General features: G+C 39.7%; 22 protein-coding genes. 1 reads left to right on the plus strand and 21 read right to left on the minus strand.

Annotation, left to right across the window (positions count from 1 at the left end; all coding sequences use genetic code 11):
- Positions 1-44 precede the first annotated feature (44 nt).
- The 6 genes from CSV79_RS00270 to yneA all read right to left on the minus strand — a co-directional run bounded on the left by CSV79_RS00270 (position 45) and on the right by yneA (position 4,400).
- On the minus strand, positions 45-281 hold the full coding sequence (locus tag CSV79_RS00270; RefSeq protein WP_099687031.1) for a YneF family protein: 237 nt from the start codon (positions 279-281) through the stop codon (positions 45-47).
- A gap of 111 nt (positions 282-392) precedes the next feature.
- The gene (sirA, locus tag CSV79_RS00275) at positions 393-833 is read right to left on the minus strand and encodes a sporulation inhibitor of replication protein SirA (protein WP_099687032.1); all 441 of its coding nucleotides are present in this window, start codon (positions 831-833) and stop codon (positions 393-395) included.
- Positions 834-1,005: 172 nt separating this feature from the next.
- Positions 1,006-3,012 carry a transketolase gene (gene tkt / locus CSV79_RS00280; protein ID WP_099687033.1) on the minus strand — a complete coding sequence of 669 codons (2,007 nt, stop codon included), beginning with the start codon at positions 3,010-3,012 and terminating at the stop codon, positions 1,006-1,008.
- 108 nt (positions 3,013-3,120) lie between these two features.
- A complete protein-coding gene (locus CSV79_RS00285; RefSeq protein WP_099687034.1) occupies positions 3,121-3,357 on the minus strand; it encodes a DUF896 domain-containing protein in 237 nt (78 codons plus the stop codon).
- Between the two features lie 66 nt (positions 3,358-3,423).
- Positions 3,424-4,077, minus strand: a complete 654-nt coding sequence (locus tag CSV79_RS00290; RefSeq protein WP_099687035.1) for a YneB family resolvase-like protein — start codon at positions 4,075-4,077, stop codon at positions 3,424-3,426.
- Positions 4,074-4,400 carry a cell division suppressor protein YneA gene (gene yneA, locus CSV79_RS00295; protein ID WP_099687036.1) on the minus strand — a complete coding sequence of 109 codons (327 nt, stop codon included), beginning with the start codon at positions 4,398-4,400 and terminating at the stop codon, positions 4,074-4,076. The genes CSV79_RS00290 and yneA overlap by 4 nt, the downstream gene beginning before the upstream one ends.
- Before the next feature lie 196 nt (positions 4,401-4,596).
- Between yneA and lexA the strand changes: the two genes are divergently transcribed.
- The gene (gene lexA / locus CSV79_RS00300) at positions 4,597-5,217 is read left to right on the plus strand and encodes a transcriptional repressor LexA (protein WP_099687037.1); all 621 of its coding nucleotides are present in this window, start codon (positions 4,597-4,599) and stop codon (positions 5,215-5,217) included.
- 47 nt (positions 5,218-5,264) lie between these two features.
- Here lexA and CSV79_RS00305 read toward each other — a convergent pair whose 3' ends face one another.
- From CSV79_RS00305 to rny, 15 genes are all read right to left on the minus strand, one after another.
- The gene (locus CSV79_RS00305) at positions 5,265-6,524 is read right to left on the minus strand and encodes a methionine gamma-lyase family protein (RefSeq protein ID WP_099687038.1); all 1,260 of its coding nucleotides are present in this window, start codon (positions 6,522-6,524) and stop codon (positions 5,265-5,267) included.
- 276 nt (positions 6,525-6,800) lie between these two features.
- Positions 6,801-7,025, minus strand: a complete 225-nt coding sequence (gene hfq, locus CSV79_RS00310; protein WP_099687039.1) for an RNA chaperone Hfq — start codon at positions 7,023-7,025, stop codon at positions 6,801-6,803.
- Positions 7,026-7,066: 41 nt separating this feature from the next.
- The gene (miaA, locus tag CSV79_RS00315) at positions 7,067-7,999 is read right to left on the minus strand and encodes a tRNA (adenosine(37)-N6)-dimethylallyltransferase MiaA (RefSeq protein WP_099687040.1); all 933 of its coding nucleotides are present in this window, start codon (positions 7,997-7,999) and stop codon (positions 7,067-7,069) included.
- Positions 7,983-8,909 carry an alpha/beta hydrolase gene (locus CSV79_RS00320; protein WP_099687041.1) on the minus strand — a complete coding sequence of 309 codons (927 nt, stop codon included), beginning with the start codon at positions 8,907-8,909 and terminating at the stop codon, positions 7,983-7,985. Before CSV79_RS00320 ends, miaA begins: the two co-directional genes overlap by 17 nt.
- 132 nt (positions 8,910-9,041) lie before the next feature.
- Complete coding sequence (mutL, locus tag CSV79_RS00325) at positions 9,042-10,883, minus strand: DNA mismatch repair endonuclease MutL (RefSeq protein WP_099687219.1); 1,842 nt, start codon at positions 10,881-10,883, stop codon at positions 9,042-9,044.
- A gap of 5 nt (positions 10,884-10,888) precedes the next feature.
- Positions 10,889-13,453: a DNA mismatch repair protein MutS gene (gene mutS / locus CSV79_RS00330; protein WP_099687042.1), complete on the minus strand. Its 2,565-nt coding sequence runs from the start codon at positions 13,451-13,453 to the stop codon at positions 10,889-10,891.
- A gap of 487 nt (positions 13,454-13,940) precedes the next feature.
- Positions 13,941-14,282: a cell division protein FtsK gene (locus CSV79_RS00335; RefSeq protein ID WP_369824896.1), complete on the minus strand. Its 342-nt coding sequence runs from the start codon at positions 14,280-14,282 to the stop codon at positions 13,941-13,943.
- Positions 14,283-14,415: 133 nt separating this feature from the next.
- Positions 14,416-14,634: a helix-turn-helix domain-containing protein gene (locus tag CSV79_RS00340; protein WP_099687044.1), complete on the minus strand. Its 219-nt coding sequence runs from the start codon at positions 14,632-14,634 to the stop codon at positions 14,416-14,418.
- Between the two features lie 10 nt (positions 14,635-14,644).
- Positions 14,645-15,136 carry a DUF2975 domain-containing protein gene (locus tag CSV79_RS00345; protein ID WP_099687045.1) on the minus strand — a complete coding sequence of 164 codons (492 nt, stop codon included), beginning with the start codon at positions 15,134-15,136 and terminating at the stop codon, positions 14,645-14,647.
- Positions 15,137-15,456: 320 nt separating this feature from the next.
- Positions 15,457-16,020 carry an outer spore coat protein CotE gene (gene cotE, locus CSV79_RS00350; RefSeq protein WP_099687046.1) on the minus strand — a complete coding sequence of 188 codons (564 nt, stop codon included), beginning with the start codon at positions 16,018-16,020 and terminating at the stop codon, positions 15,457-15,459.
- A 119-nt stretch (positions 16,021-16,139) separates the two neighbouring features.
- Complete coding sequence (locus tag CSV79_RS00355; RefSeq protein WP_199171842.1) at positions 16,140-16,574, minus strand: YlbF/YmcA family competence regulator; 435 nt, start codon at positions 16,572-16,574, stop codon at positions 16,140-16,142.
- On the minus strand, positions 16,574-18,121 hold the full coding sequence (gene miaB, locus CSV79_RS00360; RefSeq protein ID WP_099687048.1) for a tRNA (N6-isopentenyl adenosine(37)-C2)-methylthiotransferase MiaB: 1,548 nt from the start codon (positions 18,119-18,121) through the stop codon (positions 16,574-16,576). Before miaB ends, CSV79_RS00355 begins: the two co-directional genes overlap by 1 nt.
- 159 nt (positions 18,122-18,280) lie before the next feature.
- A complete protein-coding gene (locus CSV79_RS00365) occupies positions 18,281-18,547 on the minus strand; it encodes a stage V sporulation protein S (RefSeq protein WP_099687049.1) in 267 nt (88 codons plus the stop codon).
- 92 nt (positions 18,548-18,639) lie between these two features.
- Entirely contained in the window at positions 18,640-19,437 is a 798-nt protein-coding gene (locus CSV79_RS00370; protein ID WP_099687050.1) for a TIGR00282 family metallophosphoesterase, read from the minus strand.
- A 71-nt stretch (positions 19,438-19,508) separates the two neighbouring features.
- Positions 19,509-21,068: a ribonuclease Y gene (gene rny, locus CSV79_RS00375; protein ID WP_099687051.1), complete on the minus strand. Its 1,560-nt coding sequence runs from the start codon at positions 21,066-21,068 to the stop codon at positions 19,509-19,511.
- Between the last annotated feature and the right edge of the window lie 753 nt (positions 21,069-21,821).

Raw genomic sequence — 21,821 nt, forward strand, 5'->3', positions numbered from 1 at the left:
AAATAAAAACTCCGTGTAAGCGTTAGCTAATCACGGAGTTTTACTTATTTCTTTTTATCTGGCTTATCTTGTACTTTGTTCATTTGAGCCATCATTTGGTTAATTTTCTTTTGTGAAGGTTTTTGTCCCATTTGCATCATCATCATTCGAAGCATTTGCTCGTTAATAGGCGGATTTTCCTTCAAATATTTCATCATATATCTACGTGCGATGAAAAAGCCAAGTGCTACTCCACCGATCAATGCAACGACGATCAAGACAATCGCTAGTACTAAATTCATTGCTGCTATACCTCCTTCACTAAAAATGATTCGATTATATACTACCAAGAAGGATTATACAACATAGCAGCAGTGAATAGCAATGACTCTTGTTGAATTATGCGGAAGTTTTCACACCAATGTATTTTCTAGGATCATACGCTCAGAATATTTGACAGGTTTTAGCCAACCACACTCTTCCTGTTCATTCATCACCGCAAAAAAACGGTCGGTTGCGGTAGATAATGCTACAAATAAATCCAAGTCCAACATGCGAGAACCTTGGCAATACACCTCGATGCAATGGGTCCCCAACTTGATAAATACTTCTCCTTTAATTAAATGCGTCAAGCGATATTCATTACGGTGGGAATCTATCTTATCAAAGCATTTACTTAATTTATGACGTATAATCTGATCGATTTCCATTTCATTCAGCTGATCACATAAATATTCAATCTCTTGATAGTTCGTTGAAGGACCAACTGCTAACAATTCAAATAATAAACGTTCACGTCCCATAATAAAGGATTGATATTCAGACTTAATTTTAAAGATTTCGTATTTCCTCATGACGAACACCCCCTGAACTTAATCATAGAGCTTGTCACATTAAAATCATGTCACTTCACGGAAAACTTCCTAACTATTATTGTCGTAAAGCTACGAATGGAAATTGCAATGAAAAAACACATCTCTCTTCGTCTACTTACGAAGAGAGATGTGTAGTATGTTAGATAACTACTTATTTATTGACAAGTTCTGTCATTTGATTCACTACGTTATCTACAGTAAAGCCGTATTTCTCAATGACTAACTCACCAGGCGCACTAGCACCGAATGTATCGATTGCCATCACAGCACCTTCATCACCAGCATATTTATGCCATCCGATAGAAGCACCCATTTCAATCGTTACTCTTTTCTTCACTGACTTAGGAAGCACAGACTCTTTATACGCTTGATCTTGTTTCTCGAACAAGTCCCAAGACGGCATAGAAACGACACTGACGTCGATATTCTGCTCTTTCAGGGCCGCTTGTGCTTCTACTGCCAAGTTCACTTCGGAGCCGCTAGCAATTAGTATACCGTCCGCTTGCTCTTTCGTAGCAGGAGACACAACATATGCACCTTTTTGAACTGAATCCAGCGCTAACTCTTTTGAATTAGGCAATACGTTTAGATTTTGTCGAGACAAGACAAGAACTGTTGGTGTATCTTTTGATGTGATTGCCGCATACCAAGCTGCCGACGTTTCATTACCATCTGCTGGACGAATGATCGATAGACCAGGCATCGCTCGTAATGAAGCAAGCTGTTCTACTGGCTCGTGTGTAGGACCATCTTCTCCCACCGCTACACTATCATGTGTGAATACGTACGTGACTGGCAAGCCCATTAACGCGGAAAGGCGGATAGCCGGTCGTACATAGTCACTGAAGACGAAGAACGTTCCACCGAAGACGGATACACCACCATGTAATGCCATTCCGTTCAGTGCAGTTCCCATCGCAAATTCACGTACCCCAAACCAAATATTACGACCTTTATAATCTTCAGAAGAGAAATCTCCTGCATTTTTTATCGTTGTTTTATTAGAACCAGCTAAATCAGCACTGCCGCCAAATAGAGAAGGAAGAGCAGTTGCTATTGCATTAATTGAATCTCCTGATGCAGATCGTGTCGCTACCGATTGACCGAGTTCATATACTGGCATTTGCTCTTTTAAATCTGCAGGAAGTTCGTTCGCAATCGACTGTTTCAATTGTGCAGCTAATTCTTTATGTTCGTTTTCGTATTTCTCAAACAAGTCATTCCATTGTTGCTCTTTTTGAACACCATTTTCTTCTGCAGCTTGTTTGAAGTTATCATATACCTCTGTTGGTACATGGAAGTCTTCTTCAAACGTCCACTTATAATATTCTTTTGTAAGAGCCATTTCTTCTTCACCCAGTGGCGCTCCGTGCGCATCGGCTTTACCGGATTTATTTGGAGAACCATAACCGATCACTGTTTTCACTTCGATGATTGTCGGTCCACCCGTATTTCCTTTTGCTTCTTCAATCGCTTTACTAACAGAATCAATATTATTCCCGTCATCTACGCGCACGTAGTTCCAGTTATATGACTCAAAACGTTTTTTAATATTTTCAGAAAACGACATATCTAGATCGCCATCTAAGGAAATATCGTTACTATCATATAGTACGATTAACTTATCAAGTTGTAGATGACCAGCTAGAGAAATCGCTTCCGCTGCCACACCTTCCATTAAATCACCGTCACCGCAAAGGGCGAATGTATGATGGTCGACAACGTCAAATCCAGGCTTATTATATGTAGCAGCTAAATGTTTCTCAGCCATAGCCATTCCTACAGCCATTCCGATTCCTTGTCCTAGTGGTCCTGTAGTAGCTTCTACGCCAACTGTATGACCATACTCTGGGTGTCCAGGTGTTTTAGAATCCCATTGTCTGAAATTCTTAATATCTTCGATTGTTAAACCATAGCCGCTTAAGTGTAGCAAGCTGTATAAAAGCATAGACCCGTGTCCTGCTGACAGCACAAAACGGTCACGATTGAACCATTGTGGATTTGCCGGATTATGGTGTAAATGTTTTGTCCATAGCGTGTATGCCATCGGAGCAGCCCCCATAGGTAAGCCTGGGTGGCCTGAATTTGCTTTTTCAATCGCATCGATTGATAATGTTCGAATTGTCGTTATTGCCAGTTGATCGATCTTTTCGGTCATTCTGTACATCCTTTCCGTCCTGTCTCATCTGAGTGTTTTATGGTACGTATTCCTACTCTAGTGTAGTCAATTTTTCTAAAAATTACAATGTTAATCAGCTACTAGTCATTAATTTAGCGGCTTCTGATTTCCTTTTGCTTGTTTAACTTTTTCAGGTGTGACATCATTTCCTTCAGCATCAATCACTTTTACAGATTCAATCGTTTCACGCATACTAGAACGGAATGTTTCTAGATATTCTTTTCGTAATAGCGTTTGTTCCTTCGCTTCTTCAATTGATAAACCTGTTGTTTTCTTTTTATTCGCCAATTCATTAATACGTTTCATCTTCTTTTCTGATAACATGCTTACACCCTCCTAAAAGTCTTCATTAATTAAAATGTAAACAACATAGAGGAAAAGTGCAAACGATTAGTGTTCCCGCTCTTGAAACTCTTTATATCTACGATGAATAGTAGCTTTACTGGCGGAATGACCTAGGCCTTTTAAGACGGTAGCAATCTCTTCAAACGTCAATCCTTTACTACGGAGCGCAACGATTTCTTCCATAGGGAGTTCTAACCTTTCCCTTCCAGGTCCTTGGTCAATAGAATGTAGATTCAATGAAGGATCATACCCTCTTTCAACAGCACGTTTCATTCCACGACGAATTTTTGCATTATGTAATTTACGTTGATATTCTTCTACGATTGCTAAAATCTCGAGCAACATCGTATCCATCTCATTTAACTCAATCGTGCCATTTGAATGATTTGATATTACGGTCGTATCACTTTTGGCAATGACATGCAATATAGCGACTCTTGCGTTGCCCCTTCCTAATCTCGTCTCGTCTTGAATAAATACCGCATCAATATCTCCCTTTTGTATACGATCCAATAGAGAAAGTAATCCTTCACGATCCATATCATAACCACTCTGACGGTCTGCGAATACTTCCACACATTCATAAGAAAGTTCTTTCGCTAATTGTTCCAATTCTTCTTGCTGTCTAATAATTGATTGCTCTTGTGTCTCTTTTTCTGTACTGACACGGCAATAAATTACGCATTTCTTCACTGTCATCTACCTTCCACTCCTAGTTCAGCGACGCGGGAATCTGTTCCTTTGTTTAGTTTAACAGGAAGGCGCAATAATTCACCTGAGTTGATTTGATCTGACGTTAATTCATTTAATGATCTCACTTGATCAATCCAGTGCTGTCTCGGTATACCATCAGAATAGCTAGAAGCTAGCCCCCACAATGTATCTCCTTCATCAATAACAATTTCCATATAATGATCTTCCTCTGCCAACTGATCGAATTGATACCAAGCAAAAGATAGACAAACTAGTAAGAGTAATGCGAAGTAATAATTTTCTTTAATAAATTTCATCATGAAGTTCATAATAAACCCTCCCCGAATCCCTGTTTTGAGAATGCATGTTCGTACCTCTTGTTAGCAATTATAAGCGAACGTACGATTGCCTGTCAAGTGAAAATCAGAACCTTTGTTTGATTAGTAATCGAACACATGTTATACTATATTCAAAATAATTGTTTAGTATTCCGCGATTTTTAAAACTTTCGATGAGGTGAATCATTTGAAAAAGATATCTAAAAGACAAGAAGAAATATTAGCTTTCATCAAGGATGAAGTGCGATTAAAAGGCTATCCCCCTTCTGTACGTGAAATCGGAGAAGCCGTTGGTCTTGCATCAAGTTCGACTGTACATGGTCACTTATCACGTTTAGAAAGTAAAGGTTTCATACGACGTGACCCGACGAAACCTCGTGCGATAGAAGTCTTAGATCCAGAAGGTCTAGATGAATTAAAAAGCGGGGTCATGCATGTTCCATTGATTGGTAAAGTAACAGCTGGTAATCCTATTACAGCTGTTGAAAATATTGAAGAATATTTTCCATTGCCAGACACATTCGGATCTTCAGATGATGAAATTTTCATGCTGGAAATTGTAGGGGATAGTATGATTGAAGCAGGTATTTTAAATGGTGACAGAGTAATTGTTAGACAAACTCATACGGCTTCTAACGGAGAAATCGTTGTAGCAATGACTGAAGAAGATGAAGCAACTGTTAAACGATTCTTTAAAGAAAAGGATTTCTTCCGCTTGCAACCTGAAAACTCTTCCATGGATCCTATCATCGTAGATAAAGTTTCGATATTAGGTAAGGTCGTTGGCGTCTACAGAATGATCCATTAAAAAAAGTGTATCAACTTCCCAAATGGGTTGTTGATACACTTTTTTCTTTAGACTAACTTTTTTTCCAATAGCAGCTCCATCGATGTTAATACAGCTGTTTTCACATGCTCATATGTCAATCCACCTTGAACATACGCTGTATAAGGTGGACGTATTGGACCGTCAGCTGTCAGTTCAATACTGGATCCTTGGATAAATGTTCCGGCAGCCATGATGACATCATCTGTATAACCCGGCATATAGGAAGGTTCAGGTGCATAGTGCGCGTTGATTGGAGAGTTTTGCTGAATCATTTGGCAAAACGCAATCATTTGCTCTGCATTCGTAAAGTTCACAGATTGAATGAGATCTGTACGCTGTTCGCTATAATGCGGTGTCGTATCCATGCCAAACAGTCCGAAAAATGCAGATGTAAACAAAGCCCCTTTTACTGCTTGGCTCACTACATGTGGTGCTAAGAAGAAACCTTGATACATTTCAAGCAACGTATCTAGAGAAGCGCCCGCTTCAGCACCTAATCCAGGTGAAGTCATACGATACGCACATTTCTCGACTAACTCTTTTTTACCCGCGATATAACCACCTGTTCTAGCCAAGCCGCCACCTGGATTTTTAATTAGCGAGCCTGCCATCAAGTCTGCCCCTACTTCTGTCGGTTCCTTCATTTCTACGAATTCGCCATAGCAGTTATCGACAAAGACAATCACGTCTTCCTTAATTTTACGAATTTCCTTAATCATCTGCTCTATTTCATGTATACGGAATGATGGATTGCTCGAATACCCCTTAGAACGCTGAATCGCTACGATTTTCGTCTTCGCTGAAATCGCTTCTTTCGCTTTTCTGTAATCGACTGAGCCATCCTCTTTTAAATCAATATGTTGATAACTGATCTGATAATCTTCTAATGAACCTGTATCCTTACCTTGTCCCGAAATAATGGATTCCAATGTGTCATATGGCTTCCCAGTTATGTATAACAGCTCATCTCCAGGACGTAAAATCCCAAAAAGACTAATCGTAATCGCATGTGTGCCAGAGATAATTTGATTTCTCACTAGACAATCCTCTGATCCAAACACATCGGAATAGACTTGTTCTAGGGTATCTCGTCCACTATCGTCATATCCATAGCCTGTAGATCCAGTTAAGTGAAAGTCACTTACTTGATTTTGTTTGAATGCTTGAAGGACTTTTCGCTGATTATAAAAAGCAATTTCCTCTATTTTTTTTACATATGGCTCAATGACTTCTTCAGCCTCTTGTGCTTTCAACAATAACTCTTCATTAATCGGTGCAATTAGCATGTGTAGTACCTCATTTCATTTTATCCACCTTCTATTTTAGCAGAACGATCGAATTTGCCAAAGTAAACGCAACAAAAAAACAGGCTTAGGCCTGTTTTTAGATTTCAGACTGAAAAACGGAAGTGGTAAGTATACCGTTTCAGGCAGACGCGTTTCTTATGGGCCCGCGGTGAGCCAACCTTAAAACCGATGCTCCTAACGCTTTGCTTTCGCTGCGCCCATAGGACAAGCGTACCTTCAGAAGCGAAAATCCCGAACCACTTATTATATACCCATTTACTGTTCGTCTTTTAAATTAACGGGTTTCGCTGGAACATATGTTGAAATCGCGTGCTTGTATATGAGTTGCTGCTTACCTTCTGATTCGAGCAGCACTGTATAATTATCGTATGACTTAATAAGTCCCTTTAACTGAAAACCATTTAGCAAAAAAACCGTAACAAACGTGTTATTCTTACGTAATGAATTCAAATATGTGTCTTGCATATTTCCTTGTTTCATTCAATTGCCTCCTTGTCTTTGTTAGATACGTTATTCCCTATTCACTTCTGAAAACCCTTTATTATTTGAAATGTTCTTTTGAAAATGTCGTTCTGTGACTGATCAGCCTCGACCCATTGGACAGGCAATTTATTGCGGAAATATGTCAATTGTCTTTTAGCATAGTTTCGTGTATTCTTTTTAACCGCTTCGATGGATTGCTCTCTTGTAACTTGTCCATTAAAGTATGAAATCAGTTCTTTGTATCCTATCGCTTGCACGGACTGTGTCTCTCGGATGCCTTTATTCCAAAGAGCCTCTACTTCTGAAAATAAACCTGCGTCTACCATCATGTCTACCCGTTGATTGATACGTTCATACAGCATTTCTCTAGGTAAATCTAATCCTATGATGAGGTGATGATACATTGGCTTGTTGCCCTGCTGTTGTTCATGATCTTGTTTCGTGCGGCCTGTTACTTCCAGTATCTCAAGCGCACGAACTAATCGGCGATGATTGTTTGGATGAATATTTTCTGCACTTTTCGGGTCTAATTGTTCCAATCTAGTGTAGAGCACGCTAGCACCAAGTTCATCCAATTCATCTTCTAATCGTTTACGTACATTGGGATCAGCTGCTATCTCCGTAAAACGATAATCGAATAATACCGCTTGGATATACATCCCACTTCCACCAACGATAATGGGTAACTTTCCGCGGGATTGAATATCCGCAATCCATCCTCTAACAGCTTCTTGATATTCTGCCACAGAAAAACTTTCCGTTGGCTCTTTCACATCAAAGAAGTGATGAGGAATTCCTTCCATTTCAGAAGGATGAATTTTAGCTGTTCCGATATCCAATTCCTTATACACTTGCATTGCATCTCCATTGATAATTTCCCCGTTTAAAGCAGATGCAAGCGCCGTACTTAGAGCTGTTTTTCCTGACGCAGTGGGGCCTACCACTGCAATGACATCAATTGGTGCATTCATTTTGTTTCATCCACCCGACTATATTCTTATATACTTCTTGGCGATTCGTTTCTTGCAGCATTTCATGTCTACCACCTTCATATAAAACTACTTTAACAAATTGCTGATTCGCATTGATCAATTGCTTCGCTACTTTCCAGACTCCTTTTGTTCGTTCACCTACAGGGTCTTCAGTACCTGAAACTAATAAAATCGGTAAACCATCTGGGATATTGTGTAAATAAGCTGATGACTCAATCGTCCGGATTCCTTCAAGTAACAATCGGAACATTTGCGACGTCGGAACAAACCCACACGCTTCATCTTCCTCGTATTCGTGAACACTTTCTTTATTAGTTGATAACCACGCTAACGACCCTTCATTAGGGAATTGCTTGGAGTATTCACCGAATATCATTTGATTTAGTAGTTCATCCGGCTTCGTTTCTGGTAAACGTTTTTCTCTCCACCTAACAAATGACAGACCAGCAAGGCTAATCGCTCGAGAATGACTGCCCGTTCCCGATAACACAACTTCACGAATAGAATTCCCATACAACTGAATAAAGCGTCTAGCGACAAAGGACCCCATACTGTGTCCAAACAACGTGACAGGGAGATTTGGATACTGTTGCTGATAATATTGAATAACTTCAAACGTATCATCCACCAACTGGTCAAAAGACGCTGATTCCCCTACATAGCCATACGGTAGGCCATTTTCTACTGCTGTTTTACCATGCCCTCTTTGATCATGCGTAGTCACTATATAGCCTTGCGATACTAAGTACTCTGTAAATTGGCGATAACGTCCACTATGTTCTGCTAGCCCATGAATGAGATGAACTATTGCTGTTGGGTTATCTATCGGTTCATAACAACTGCTGTATATGCGTACACCATCTCTCATTTCGAGAATATTTTCATTCACTGCCTCGCACGTCCTTTCCCCTCCGCAATTGCATTCTTCAAATCATTCAAATGAATAGTCCTTTATCTTCTAAATTCTGCTTGATCTTTCAATCGTTGTAAACATCTAATCGTTCCTTTCAGATCTACCACATTACATTACCCGTTTAAACATCTTTTCCAATTCATAGGTCGTAAAATGTATCAGTACCGGACGGCCGTGCGGACACGTATACGGATTATGGCATTCGCCCAAATCATTCAATAAACGTTCCATATCAGCTTGTGTCAAATAATAATTCGCTTTTATAGATTTTTTACAACTCATTAAAATTGCGCTTTCTTCACGAAGTTTTTCTATATCTACTTTGCGGCTATGCAACACCTGCTCAATCATCTCTTCAATAATCGTAGTCGCTTGTCCCCCAGGGAACCAAGATGGGTATTCTTTAACTGTATACGTAGAGGGCCCGAAAGCTTCTAGAAATATCCCTACACGTTCCAAAGCGTCTTTACATTCTTCTATCTTCAACTGCTCATCCGCAGAATAATGAAAGACGAGTGGCAATAGCAGTTGTTGACGTTCGTCAGCATTTACTTGTCCCAGTTTGACCTTAAAATACTCATATTTGATGCGTTCCTGCGCCGCATGCTGATCGATCAAATAAAAGCCATCTTCATTTTGTGCGACGATATACGTACCGTGAACTTGTCCAATAGGAACGATCGAAGGAAATTTGTTATCCATTGTAACTTGCGGCTCGTTTGTTTGCGCTGGTTCAATATTCGGAAGCACTTCCGGTTCTACAGTCGATTGTTCAAATATCGCCCGTGGAAAAGAAAACTCCTCTTTTTCCTGCAACGGACTTTCCAGAGTGGAAACCGGCTCTTCTTCTGCCTGAACAGGTTGTACTTCTGCTTGCGTATTACGTATCCAAGGCTTCCAAATTGATTGTTGTTCTGAGTCTGTTTTTATCTTCTTTTCTTTCTTAATCGCGTCAGGAATAATTGATGCTCCATAAATCGCTTCACGCACAGCATCTTTTATAAGCGATAATAGCTCCCCTTCTTTACTAATTCGTATATGCCGTTTTGCTGGGTGAACGTTGACGTCAGTTAAAATGGGATCGGCTGTAATATTAACAACTGCGATTGGATAACGGCCAATCGGTAAGTACGTATGCATTGCATCGATGAGTGACTGCGTACCTGCATAACTCTTAATCCAACGTCCATTCATCAAAAAAGAAATATAGTTTTTTGATGCTCTCGTCATTTCCGGTAGCGTAACAAAACCATTGACGTGAAAATCTGCATTTCCTTTCTCGAACGGAACCATTTTACGCGCCACTTGTATCCCATAAATATCAGATAATACTTTCAATAAGTCCCCTGAGCCTGTCGTTCGAAGCACTTGGTGTTGATCATGAGTTAAGGTGAATGCAATATCTGGATGGCTTAATGCCAGTCGGTTAAGTAAATCAATTGTATGTCCAAGTTCTGTTTGGATTGTTTTCATATATTTTAAACGTGCGGGTGTATTGTAAAATAGTTGCTGAACTAGAAAATCTGTCCCTTTTCTCAGCGCCCCCGCTTCATGTTTCAACACTTTCCCGCCTTCGATTTCGACTATAGTTCCTTGTTGTTCACCGTCAGACGTCCATAACGAAACTTTTGAAACTGCAGCGATACTCGCTAATGCTTCCCCACGGAAACCTAGCGTCCGAATGCGGAAAAGATCATGTTCATTTGAAATTTTACTTGTCGCGTGACGTTCAAAGCAGCGAATCGCATCTGTTTCAGACATGCCGTTACCATTATCTGTTACACGTATGGAAGTGAGACCGGCTTCTTCAAGAGATATTTCAATTCTCGTACTTGCCGCATCAATCGCATTTTCCACCAATTCCTTGACGATTGAAGCAGGTCGCTCCACTACTTCTCCCGCTGCGATTTTATTCGCTAACGTATCTTCCATGATGTGAATATGATTCATTTGCTTCAACCTTTCATTTCCGAGGATATTCGTTCCTTCCATTCTGCTATTTTCTGCATTGTCTGCATAGGTGTCATATTGAATAGGTCTACAGATTGTATCTCCTCAAGTAATCGTTGTTGTTCTGTTGACATCGTTGCTTCAGTTGATGGTTCAAATAAGGCAAGTTGCTCAGATACTGTAGAGGAATCACTCGAAATACTCTCTTCTTCAAAACGCGCTAATAGATTTCTCGCTCGTTCTACTAGGTCCGAGGGAAGTCCTGCCAATTCCGCAACATGGATACCGTAACTTCGATCTGCTGCTCCCGGTAATACTTTATGCAAAAATACTACTTTACCGTTCTGCTCTTTCGCAGCTACATGGACATTCAGTAAACGCACGAGAACATCTTCAAGCTTCGTCAACTCATGATAATGTGTGGAGAATAACGTGTTCGCTCCGATTTCTTCATGAATATGCTCCATCATCGCTTGCGCCAACGCCATCCCATCATAAGTTGACGTACCACGACCAATTTCATCAAACAGTAGTAAACTTCTGGAAGAGGCATGAGCGATTGCGTATTGGGATTCCATCATTTCCATCATAAATGTACTTTGACCGGAAGCTACATCGTCCGCCGCTCCGATACGTGTGAAAATTTGATCGGTAATAGGCAACTCTGCTTTCTCACAAGGGACAAAACAACCGATTTGCGCCATGACTACAGTGAGCGCGACTTGCCTCATATATGTACTTTTACCAGACATATTCGGTCCTGTAATAAGTAACATATTACTGGTAGAAGCAAGTGTACAAGAGTTTGGGATATATAATGAATGATTCATCATTTTTTCGACTACAGGATGTCTGCCGTTTTGAATATCCACAGCCCGTCCATCATGGAATACTGGTCGTACATATTGATTTTTTTCCGATACTTTAGCAAAAGAATGCAACACATCTAATTCACTAATCACTGATGCTAACTGTTGAATTCGTTTAACGTCTTTTTTTACACGCTCACGAATCGCTTGGAATAAGTCTATTTCAAGCGTTAGACTATCTGCCTCTGCATTTAAAATCAACTCTTCTTTTTCTTTTAATTCAGTTGTTATGTAGCGCTCCGCATTGGCTAATGTTTGTTTTCGCTCATATCGTGTTAAATCCGCCAAATGAACATTCGATTTCGTAATCTCAATATAATAACCGAATATGCGATTATAGCCGATCTTCAAAGTTTTAATACCCGTTGCTTGACGCTCCTTTTGCTCAAGCTCAGCTAACCACTGTTTTCCATTACGTGATGCATCACGTAACTGATCTAATTTGTCGTTATAGCCATCTTTAATAAGACCGCCATCTTTACTCGTTAACGGTGGATTTTCCGCAATTGCATCTGCTAGTAACTGGAAGGTCTCTTCACACGGATCCATTTGATCGGCATATTTTTCCAACATCGGTCGTTGAGATTCTTTTAACAGTTGTTTCATTTTTGGTACATGTGTTAACGAGTTCCGAAGTTGCGCTAAATCACGAGCGCTTGCACTGCCCATTGAAATCCTTCCAGCAAGACGTTCTAAATCATAGACATCTTGTAGTTCTTCCACTAATTCTTCACGCAAGAAGAATTCATCGATTAAATTACTTACAGTTTCCAGTCGATCTTCAATCGCTTGACGTTGCGCCAACGGTTGGTGAATCCACATTCTCATTTTCCGTGCGCCCATCGCGGTTACTGTTTCATCAAGTACCCAAAACAATGTACCTTCCTTTTTACCAGTGCGTATCGTTTGAACTAGTTCTAAGTTGCGCATAGAGTTCGCATCAATTGATAATTTCGCATCTTTTTCTATATAGATGAAAGGACGAATATGATCAAACATCATTTTCTGCATTCGCATTACATACGACTGTAACTTGCGACAAGCTTCTTGTAGTGATTCCGGAAGGTGGATATACGTATCTTGGCCAATCGTTTGTTTCTCGCTACTTTCAATAGAAAGCAAAATTTCGCGGCTCTCAAACATTTCTTGCAAGACAACATGGAGTTGCTCACCTACTACGATCTCTTTCATGTTGAGTGATTCAATTTCTGCAAGCAGCGTGCGCTCCGAACCTTCAATCATCTCCACTTTTCCTTCACCCGTTCCGACATCCAAATAGGCTAATGCATATCGCTGGTTACCTATGTGATCAATCGCACCAATAAAATGATTAGCTTCTACATCAATCGTTTTTCCCTCTGTCAATGTCCCAGGCGTAATCACTTTGACGACTTCACGTTTAACAATTCCTTTAACGGATCGCGGATCTTCCATTTGTTCACAAATAGCTACTTTATGACCTTTTCGAATTAATGTTTCTATATAACCTGTAGCCGAATGATACGGAATACCACACATTGGAATCCGAGTTTTTGATGCCGAATCTCTACTTGTTAACGTAATTTCTAAAATAGTAGATGCATTTATCGCATCTTCAAAAAACATTTCATAGAAATCTCCAAGACGGAAAAATAGAAAAGCATCGGTATATTGTTCTTTAATTTTTAAATATTGTTGCATCATTGGTGTATGTTGAGACATGGTAAACCCTCTTTTACTCGTTCATTTTCTTTTCATTATAACAAACCCCGTAAGCGTACACGAATCAAAAGGGGCTCAGGTAGTTATTTACCATTTACAGGTTTCCGTTTATAGACAAATCATTTTACAATTCCAAAAAACCATTCTGAACACAGTCTGTTTGAATGGTTTGTATTATTGGAATAGTATTCAGCTTGAATAGTGCTTAATTTTTTCTATCTTATGCCACAAACGTGCGCGTTAAAAGGATTGTCTTTGGAAAACGTTGATCTGCTCTACAGCTGGACGCGTTCTTGAGGGTGGGTGGTGTACCACACCTTAAACCGATGCTCCTAACGCTTCGCTTTTACTCGCAAAAGCCGTTCTTCGTTACAGCTCTCGATGATCCACACAGAGTAGAGTCACCGGCTTCCATTTCGATCAACTAAGTGACTACAAATAAACCTTATTCTATAATCGCTCCCTATTCATGAACACTTCTGAGCTGTTAGATTATGAACTCGTGTGTCACTCCGCCAATAAACATACTTAAGCCGATCAATGACAATACTATCCCCAAGTAGAAAGTCCAAGGATTATCTTCTTTTTCTTTATCAAAAGTAAATAAGGTCACTATACAAAAGGTAAATGAAATAACGGGAATAAAACCGTATTGCGGTCCGAAAGTGAATGCAACTCCACCTAGAATCAAGCTTATAAGCCCGTATGGATTTTGAGTTGGAAATCTGTCCATATATTGTTTTTCTTTATCGGATACACCTTCCATCTTATCTTCCCATAAGTCAATTACTTTCATTCTGTTTAGAAATTCAATTATTCTTTTAAACACTTTCAAATGTTTCACCCCAACTGAATAGGATTGCAACACGAATTAATGTTCAATTACCGTACCCATTTTCTGAAACACCGCTATGCGGAAAACGGGCACTATTATTGAATAACTCTTTTCTACATCTTCTTAATTATTTAGTATCTATATCACTTTTATATTCTAATATATCCCCAGGTTGACAGTCCAAAGCCTTGCAAATTGCATCTAAAGTTGATAATCGAATTGCCTTTGCTTTTCCATTCTTCAAGATAGAAAGGTTAGCCATTGTGATTCCAACTCTCCCCGAAAGTTCTGTAACGCTCATTTTCCTTTTAGCCAACATCACATCTATATTGATTATAATTGCCATTGTTTTCACCTCAGACCGTTAATTCATTTTCTGATTTTATATCAATAGCTTCTTGCAAAAGCCTTTGAAGAACAGCAGCAAAGACGGCAATCACAGTTGGAGATAACGTAATGGCCATTCCAATTATTATGAGACCTGGGGCATCTTCTCCCTGTGCTACGCGATAGATGAATGGCATTATTACGACCACATATAAAATACTGATTGTGACTGCACAGTATTTTATATTCTTTAAAGATTTTATGGATAGTTCCGAGAAGGCTTTGTTCTTATCAATATAATTTAAAAGACTTAAAGCCTGATACAATATAACGAAAAACAATATTGCCGTTACATAAATACCTATTAAAAATGGATATTGTAATATATCCGCCCCTGGATAATGTTCTGCTGCTTCACTCGCTAACTCGGGCACCAGGAAAATACATAATGCAAGAACCGGAATACCCATCAGAATCACAGCTATCTTTAAAAAAGTTGTTGAACCTTTTTTTCGCTTCATAAAAAAACACCTTTCGAATTTATTTTTCAATTTAATATTAACACGCGTTTTATCGTTTATCAATAAATACTTATTGTTATTAATGTTAATTAATTGTTATGAATTACAACCAAAAAAGCATTCCCCAGGGAAATGCTTTTTACTATAAAGGTTTAATTTATAATTTATATAATTTTTCTTCTTCATCAACGATTTGGCCCTTTAGCTAAACAAGCGACTTAACCATCAAAATTATTATACCATACTTCCTGGTTTGTAAAAATTAGTAATTGTATCCGCTATTTTAAACCAAAATAAAAAGCCGGGGAAAATACCGGCTTTTAAAATGGGGAATCTTTTCTTTGGTTTGGATGATTTGGATGGTGGGGTTGTTCTTTCTTTGGCGCTTCTTTTGGTTTCTTTTCTTCCATAACGATCGAGGATGATTCCACCGCCATTGGCCATTCTTCGTCGTATGGATGTGGGTGAATCGTTACAGAAACTTTTGTTTCACCTACCATTTCAACCAATAATTCTCTTTCGATGGAGATTAAGAAGTTTTGTCCGCATTCGGAAATACTCGCTTCTGTACAATTCGGATGCTGCAATACAGTAACAATTGTTTCTTCTTTACTCGAAGTCGGCTCATCTCGATAATGCAGGGCGATTTTATCTTTGTACGGAACAGACTCCGTAAACACCGACGTTTTGGAATGATCATGATGAGAATACCAAACATTGACATCGAAACTACCTGTCACTTCTACATGATTGCCTACCTTTTTCGATTGATGTGTGTGGTTGATCACCCAACAACCCAAAATACTGGAAGGACGATTGGGCGGCTTCAACGTCACAGTAGACTCTGATCGATGCTTCCCTTTGGCAATAACAGCTTTCGTCACAATTTGTCGTAAGTTTTTCAGTTTTTTTCCTCCTTCTTAGGCTTCTATCCATCCTATGCAACAGCGGCCCAAAAATTGAAAAAAATCGGCAAGGAATTTTTCCTTTGCCGATCTTTTATTTAAGAAAGTGATTTATGAGACGTATTTTCTACATATGACCCTGTTTCTCCACGTAATACATCGCCGCCAGTAGATTCGATAATTTCATCTGTTACACTGTTTGCGATCGTGTTCGAAACTAGTTGTAGTAAATCATTTACTTCTAACTGAGACTGCTTAAATTCTTGAACCAATGGAATCGCATCAATTTCTTCTTGAATTTGCTCAATTTTCTTTTCAATCGCTTTTAATGCACGCTCTTTTTCATAATGCTGGAAATTCACTGCTTGTGTTTGAAGTGATTTCAAACTAGCAATTTTTTCACGTACTTTTTGATTTTCATTAATTTGAGCTTCCGCACGCTTATAAAAATCTACTTCTTCTGTATTGGCTAACATATGTGCCAAGTCACGTGCTTTTTCAATAATTTCGTCTTTCGTATATCGCTTTTCCATTATCCCATCACCTTTTCCTTTTTAACTACTCTGATGAACTCACCATCGAGCGACCATGTTTTTGCTTCTATAATACGAACTTCAACAATTTCTCCAATGACAGAACGCGGGGCTCTGAAATTCACTAGTTTACTTTTTTCCGTATAGCCAGCAAGAACTTCTGGATTTCTCTTACTTTCACCTTCTACAAGCACTTTTACAATTTGATCTTGATATGGCTTCATTGCTTCTGCAGACATATCACTTACTAACTTATTCAGGCGTTGCAATCGCTCTTTCTTCACTTCCATCGGGACATTATCTTGCATCTTCGCAGCTGGTGTACCTTCACGTGGCGAATAAATATAAGTGAACGCCATGTCAAAACCTACTTCACGATACAAAGACATCGTTTCTTCAAATTGCTCATCCGTTTCATTTGGAAACCCTACAATGATGTCTGTTGTAAGAGACGCGTTTGGAATTGCAGTTCGAATCTTATCAACCAGCTCCAAATATCCTTCTCGCGTATATTTACGAGCCATAATTTTAAGCATTTCACTAGATCCTGATTGAACCGGAAGATGAATATGGTCGACCAAATTTCCACCTTTGGCAAGTACTTCGATTAAATGATCGTCGAAGTCGCGTGGGTGACTCGTTGTAAAGCGAATTCTCGGAATATCAATCTTCCGTAAATCATCCATCAAATCGCCCAATCGATAGTCGATATCGTCAAAATCTTTACCGAATGCGTTAACGTTTTGACCGAGTAACGTAATCTCTTTATAGCCTTCTGCTGCTAGCTGACGAACTTCCTGAATTATATCTTGCGGTCTTCGGCTTCGCTCTTTACCACGTGTATAAGGAACGATACAGTACGTACAAAACTTGTCGCAACCGTACATAATATTGACCCAGCCTTTAATATTATCACGGCGAACTTTCGGCAAGTTTTCAATGACGTCCCCTTCTTTTGACCACACTTCAATAACCATCTCTTTTGACATATACGCTTCATGTAAAATCTCTGGTAAGCGATGAATATTATGTGTTCCAAAAATCATATCCACTTGGTCATACGTTTTTAAAATCTTTTTCACGACAGATTCTTCTTGTGACATACAGCCACAAACACCTATTAATAAATCTGGTTTACCTACTTTGAGCGGCTTTAAGTGACCGAGCTCACCAAACACTCTATTTTCTGCATTTTCACGAATTGCACATGTATTAAGTAAAATGACGTTAGCTTCTTTAACGTTATCTGTCCATTCGTAACCAAGCGCCATGAATATACCTGACATTACTTCTGTATCATGTTCGTTCATTTGGCAACCAAATGTTTGAATGTGGAATTTGCGGTCTTGTCCCATTCCTTTAAAGAGAGGATCTATTTGAAAGTTGTCGTGATATTCTATTTCTTCTTTTCCGCGTTTCTTTGCATCTTTTAGGGATGGTCCACTATACACCGACTCGAAATATTTACTATAATCTTTCTCGGTTGTTTTTTGTTTTGGTGCGTCATCTGTTGCGAGCCCGTTCTGTAAGCGCTGTTCTTCATTCATTGCAGTAGCCCCTTTCTATTACTTATCGGGAAATAAACGTACATGACATTATTATACTGAACTTTTGTTAGTTATGATAGCAAAGGGCTAAATTGTTGCTTGTTTGTCATGAAAAAAAGACCACGGTATATAGCAACCATGGTCTTGTGTAAAAACGGACTAACGATCTTTTCTTTCAACGAGAAGTTTCAGCGCTGTTCTTCCTTCTCCATTGATTTCGATATCGGTGAAGGCCGGAGCACAAACTAAATCTCCTCCACTAGGTGCGACGAATCCTCTTGCAATTGCGACTGCCTTGACCGCTTGGTTAAGTGCGCCTGCCCCGACTGCTTGGATTTCTGCATAACCTTGCTCACGAATCACCGCCACTAATGCGCCTGCTACTGAGTTCGGATTTGATCGGGAAGATACTTTTAAGGGACTCACGATATTTCCTCCTTATTTTGCAATGTCTATGGAAAGAGTATTTTCCATAAATCATCCTATGATAGCTAAGGAGGAATTAGACACCGATTGAATTAGTTTGTAAACGGATGATCTTCGTTAATTCGGATTCGCTCAATTTTGAGTGCTTTTCCTGTCTTATCATCCAGTTCTACAAACATCCCGTTTAACTGAGGACGTCCCTTTTTCGGTACTTCAAAGCGTGTCGGCAAATTCGTATAGAAACGATACAGTACATCTTCTTTTTTCATACCAAGTATTTCATCATAAGGACCTGTCATTCCAGCATCTGTTAAATAAGCAGTTCCCCCTGGAAGAATGCGGTCATCGGCTGTCTGTACATGCGTATGCGTACCAACGACGACAGATACTTTACCATCCAAATGCCAGCCCATTGCAATTTTTTCGCTTGTTGCTTCAGCATGGAAGTCTACGAATACTAACGGTGATGTTTGCAAAGCTTCTTCCACTAATTCATCCGCTTTCGCAAATGGATCATCATGCGGTGGTAAAAATGTTCGACCATGCAAGTTAATAACGGAAAGTGTCACACCATTCTTCGTGATCGACGTCATACCTTTTCCTGGCGCTGCTTCAGAAAAGTTTGCCGGTCGAATTAAATAATCCACCTCATCGATAAAGTCATAAATTTCACGCTGATCCCATGTGTGATTACCCATTGTAATGACGTCCACACCCGCATGCAATAAATCATGATAGATCGCTTTCGTAATTCCTCTACCAGATGCCGCATTTTCTCCATTGGCAATAATAACATCCGCTTGATATTTTCTTTTCAAACGAGATAAATAATCCATTACCATTTCTCTTCCCATCGATCCAACTATATCTCCAATAAATATAACTTTCATCCATTAAAACCTCTTTCCAAAATGAAAACAGCTTCCAAACGAACCGGAAGCTGTTTTTTTATAAATTTACATTATTTCGCATACTCTACTGCACGGGTCTCCCGTATGACCGTTACTTTAATATGCCCTGGGTAGTTCAATTCTTCTTCAATTTGCTTTCGTATATCTCGAGCCAAACGATGGGCTGTAATGTCATCAATTTGATCTGGACGGACGATGATTCGAACTTCACGTCCTGCTTGGATAGCAAATGATTTTTCAACACCTTCATAGGATTCAGAGATTTCTTCAAGCTTTTGAAGTCTTTTAATATAGTTCTCCAGTGTCTCACTACGCGCACCTGGTCTTGCGGCAGATAGTGCATCCGCTGCTGCAACAAGTACCGCGATAACAGACGTTGCTTCTTCGTCACCGTGGTGAGAAGCAATACTGTTGATGACGACTGGATGTTCTTTATATTTCGTTGCTAGCTCGACACCAATTTGTACGTGACTACCTTCTACCTCATGATCAATTGCTTTACCGATATCATGTAGTAAGCCTGCTCGTCTCGCTAATGTCACGTCTTCTCCTAGCTCTGCTGCAAGTAAACCTGATAAGTAGGCTACTTCAATTGAGTGTTTCAAGACATTTTGTCCATAACTTGTTCGGAAATGCAGACGACCTAAGATTTTGATCATATCAGGATGCAAGTTGTGAACGCCAACATCGAATGTCGTTTGTTCTCCCTTTTCCCGAATCAGTTCGTCCACTTCTCTTCTAGACTTGTCCACCATTTCTTCGATACGCGCGGGATGTATTCTTCCATCCTGTACCAATTTTTCTAGTGCTAGTCTAGCGGTTTCTCTCCGAATTGGATCAAAACCAGAAAGAATTACGGCTTCCGGTGTATCGTCAATAATTAGATCGATACCCGTCAATGTTTCAAGTGTACGGATGTTTCTTCCTTCACGACCAATGATACGACCTTTCATTTCGTCATTTGGTAAGTTGACGACGGAGACTGTCGTTTCAGCAACATGATCTGCTGCAAATCGTTGCAATGCAAGCGATAGAATTTCCCTAGCTTTCCGCTCAGATTCTTCTTTAGCACGTTGTTCAGATTCTTTAGTCATGACCGCAATATCAGTGGATAATTCTTCTTCTACATCATCCAAAATAATACGTTTCGCTTCATCTCTAGTTAACGAAGAAATTCTTTCTAACTCCGTCTTCTGAGTCGTAACGAGTTCTTCCGCTTTGCGTTCCATCTCTTCAATATGCTGTTGTCTTTCTAAAAGCGCATCTTCTTTGCGTTCTAGACCTGCTTCTCGTTTATTGAGCGCATCATCCTTGCGATCAAGGTTTTCTTCACGCTGTAAGAGACGGTTTTCCTGTTTCTGTAATTCCGTCCTTCTCTCACGGACTTCTGTTTCCGCTTCAATGCGTAGTTCGTGAGTTTCATCTTTCGCTTCTAATAGTGCCTCTTTTTTCACTGACTCCGCTTCACGCTTCGCCTCTTCGACGATTTGATTCGCTGTTTGCTTGGCACCAGTCACTTTTGAATCATTCACATTCTTCAATATAAAAAAGCTAACAACTGTACCGACGATGAGACTTAGCAAAACGGAGATGAGTATTTCAACAATCATTGAGGTCACCTCCTCCTGCTTATACTTTTCTTTTCAGTCGGCTCGTATAATTAATTTTGCCACGGCGAATCTATTTCACGTACCCTTTTACCAGACCGGCCTGGTAATGTCCCGCTTTCTGTGAAAACGCCGAAGGCACTAACTTAATCCAACGGGTAAAAGACCCTGCTGTTTCGGGACGATGTGACATACATTCTACTAATTTTTTAGATAAGCTTCGTGTTTGCTGAATTAAGTTAAAATCAACATACCGCCAAAAACAATTCATTGTTTTGAGTAATATTAGGCATATATAATACACCACTTTTATTGTATAGCTGTAGTTTTAATGTGTCAAGGAATGATGAATGAAATTTGACACTCCGGTGGCCTTTTACAATAGTTTTTTTCTTTCTATTACACTTTACTAAATAACAGCACCTAAACTTACTTATAATTGGGGAGATACCATTGTGTTCATCACTATACTCACTGCAGCACTGGCGGATGACTCCCGCAATAAGCCAGATAGGAAGTGCAACTATCCGCCTTATTGCTACGCCTACCGCTTGTAAGGCGCCTACGTTTGGTGAAGGAAGGTAAGTATCTTAGTACGCTAAAGTCTGATAGTGCATATTACTAAGTACCAAAGCCTACTAAAACTACACTGTACTCAATAGCGAAGGCACAACTGCGGGGTCGGCCGAAACAAAGAGACAGCTAGCGCGACTTTCGCTAGTTGGCTCTTTGTGGGAGGCAATCCCCCACGTGCCG

Source organism: Sporosarcina sp. P13 (assembly GCF_002743055.1).
In the GTDB taxonomy this organism is placed as follows: Bacteria; Bacillota; Bacilli; order Bacillales_A; family Planococcaceae; genus Sporosarcina.

Excerpts from the sequence above, each read along its gene's own strand:
- CSV79_RS00270 (WP_099687031.1), bottom strand. The coding sequence starts at position 281 with ATGAATTTAGTACTAGCGATTGTCTTGATCGTCGTTGCATTGATCGGT.
- sirA (WP_099687032.1), bottom strand. The coding sequence starts at position 833 with ATGAGGAAATACGAAATCTTTAAAATTAAGTCTGAATATCAATCCTTT.
- tkt (WP_099687033.1), bottom strand. The coding sequence starts at position 3,012 with ATGACCGAAAAGATCGATCAACTGGCAATAACGACAATTCGAACATTA.
- CSV79_RS00285 (WP_099687034.1), bottom strand. The coding sequence starts at position 3,357 with ATGTTATCAGAAAAGAAGATGAAACGTATTAATGAATTGGCGAATAAA.
- CSV79_RS00290 (WP_099687035.1), bottom strand. The coding sequence starts at position 4,077 with ATGACAGTGAAGAAATGCGTAATTTATTGCCGTGTCAGTACAGAAAAA.
- yneA (WP_099687036.1), bottom strand. The coding sequence starts at position 4,400 with ATGAACTTCATGATGAAATTTATTAAAGAAAATTATTACTTCGCATTA.
- CSV79_RS00305 (WP_099687038.1), bottom strand. The coding sequence starts at position 6,524 with ATGCTAATTGCACCGATTAATGAAGAGTTATTGTTGAAAGCACAAGAG.
- hfq (WP_099687039.1), bottom strand. The coding sequence starts at position 7,025 with ATGAAACAAGGAAATATGCAAGACACATATTTGAATTCATTACGTAAG.
- miaA (WP_099687040.1), bottom strand. The coding sequence starts at position 7,999 with ATGAATGCACCAATTGATGTCATTGCAGTGGTAGGCCCCACTGCGTCA.
- mutL (WP_099687219.1), bottom strand. The coding sequence starts at position 10,883 with ATGAATCATATTCACATCATGGAAGATACGTTAGCGAATAAAATCGCA.
- mutS (WP_099687042.1), bottom strand. The coding sequence starts at position 13,453 with ATGTCTCAACATACACCAATGATGCAACAATATTTAAAAATTAAAGAA.
- CSV79_RS00340 (WP_099687044.1), bottom strand. The coding sequence starts at position 14,634 with ATGGCAATTATAATCAATATAGATGTGATGTTGGCTAAAAGGAAAATG.
- CSV79_RS00345 (WP_099687045.1), bottom strand. The coding sequence starts at position 15,136 with ATGAAGCGAAAAAAAGGTTCAACAACTTTTTTAAAGATAGCTGTGATT.
- CSV79_RS00355 (WP_199171842.1), bottom strand. The coding sequence starts at position 16,574 with ATGGAAAAGCGATATACGAAAGACGAAATTATTGAAAAAGCACGTGAC.
- miaB (WP_099687048.1), bottom strand. The coding sequence starts at position 18,121 with ATGAATGAAGAACAGCGCTTACAGAACGGGCTCGCAACAGATGACGCA.
- CSV79_RS00370 (WP_099687050.1), bottom strand. The coding sequence starts at position 19,437 with ATGAAAGTTATATTTATTGGAGATATAGTTGGATCGATGGGAAGAGAA.
- rny (WP_099687051.1), bottom strand. The coding sequence starts at position 21,068 with ATGATTGTTGAAATACTCATCTCCGTTTTGCTAAGTCTCATCGTCGGT.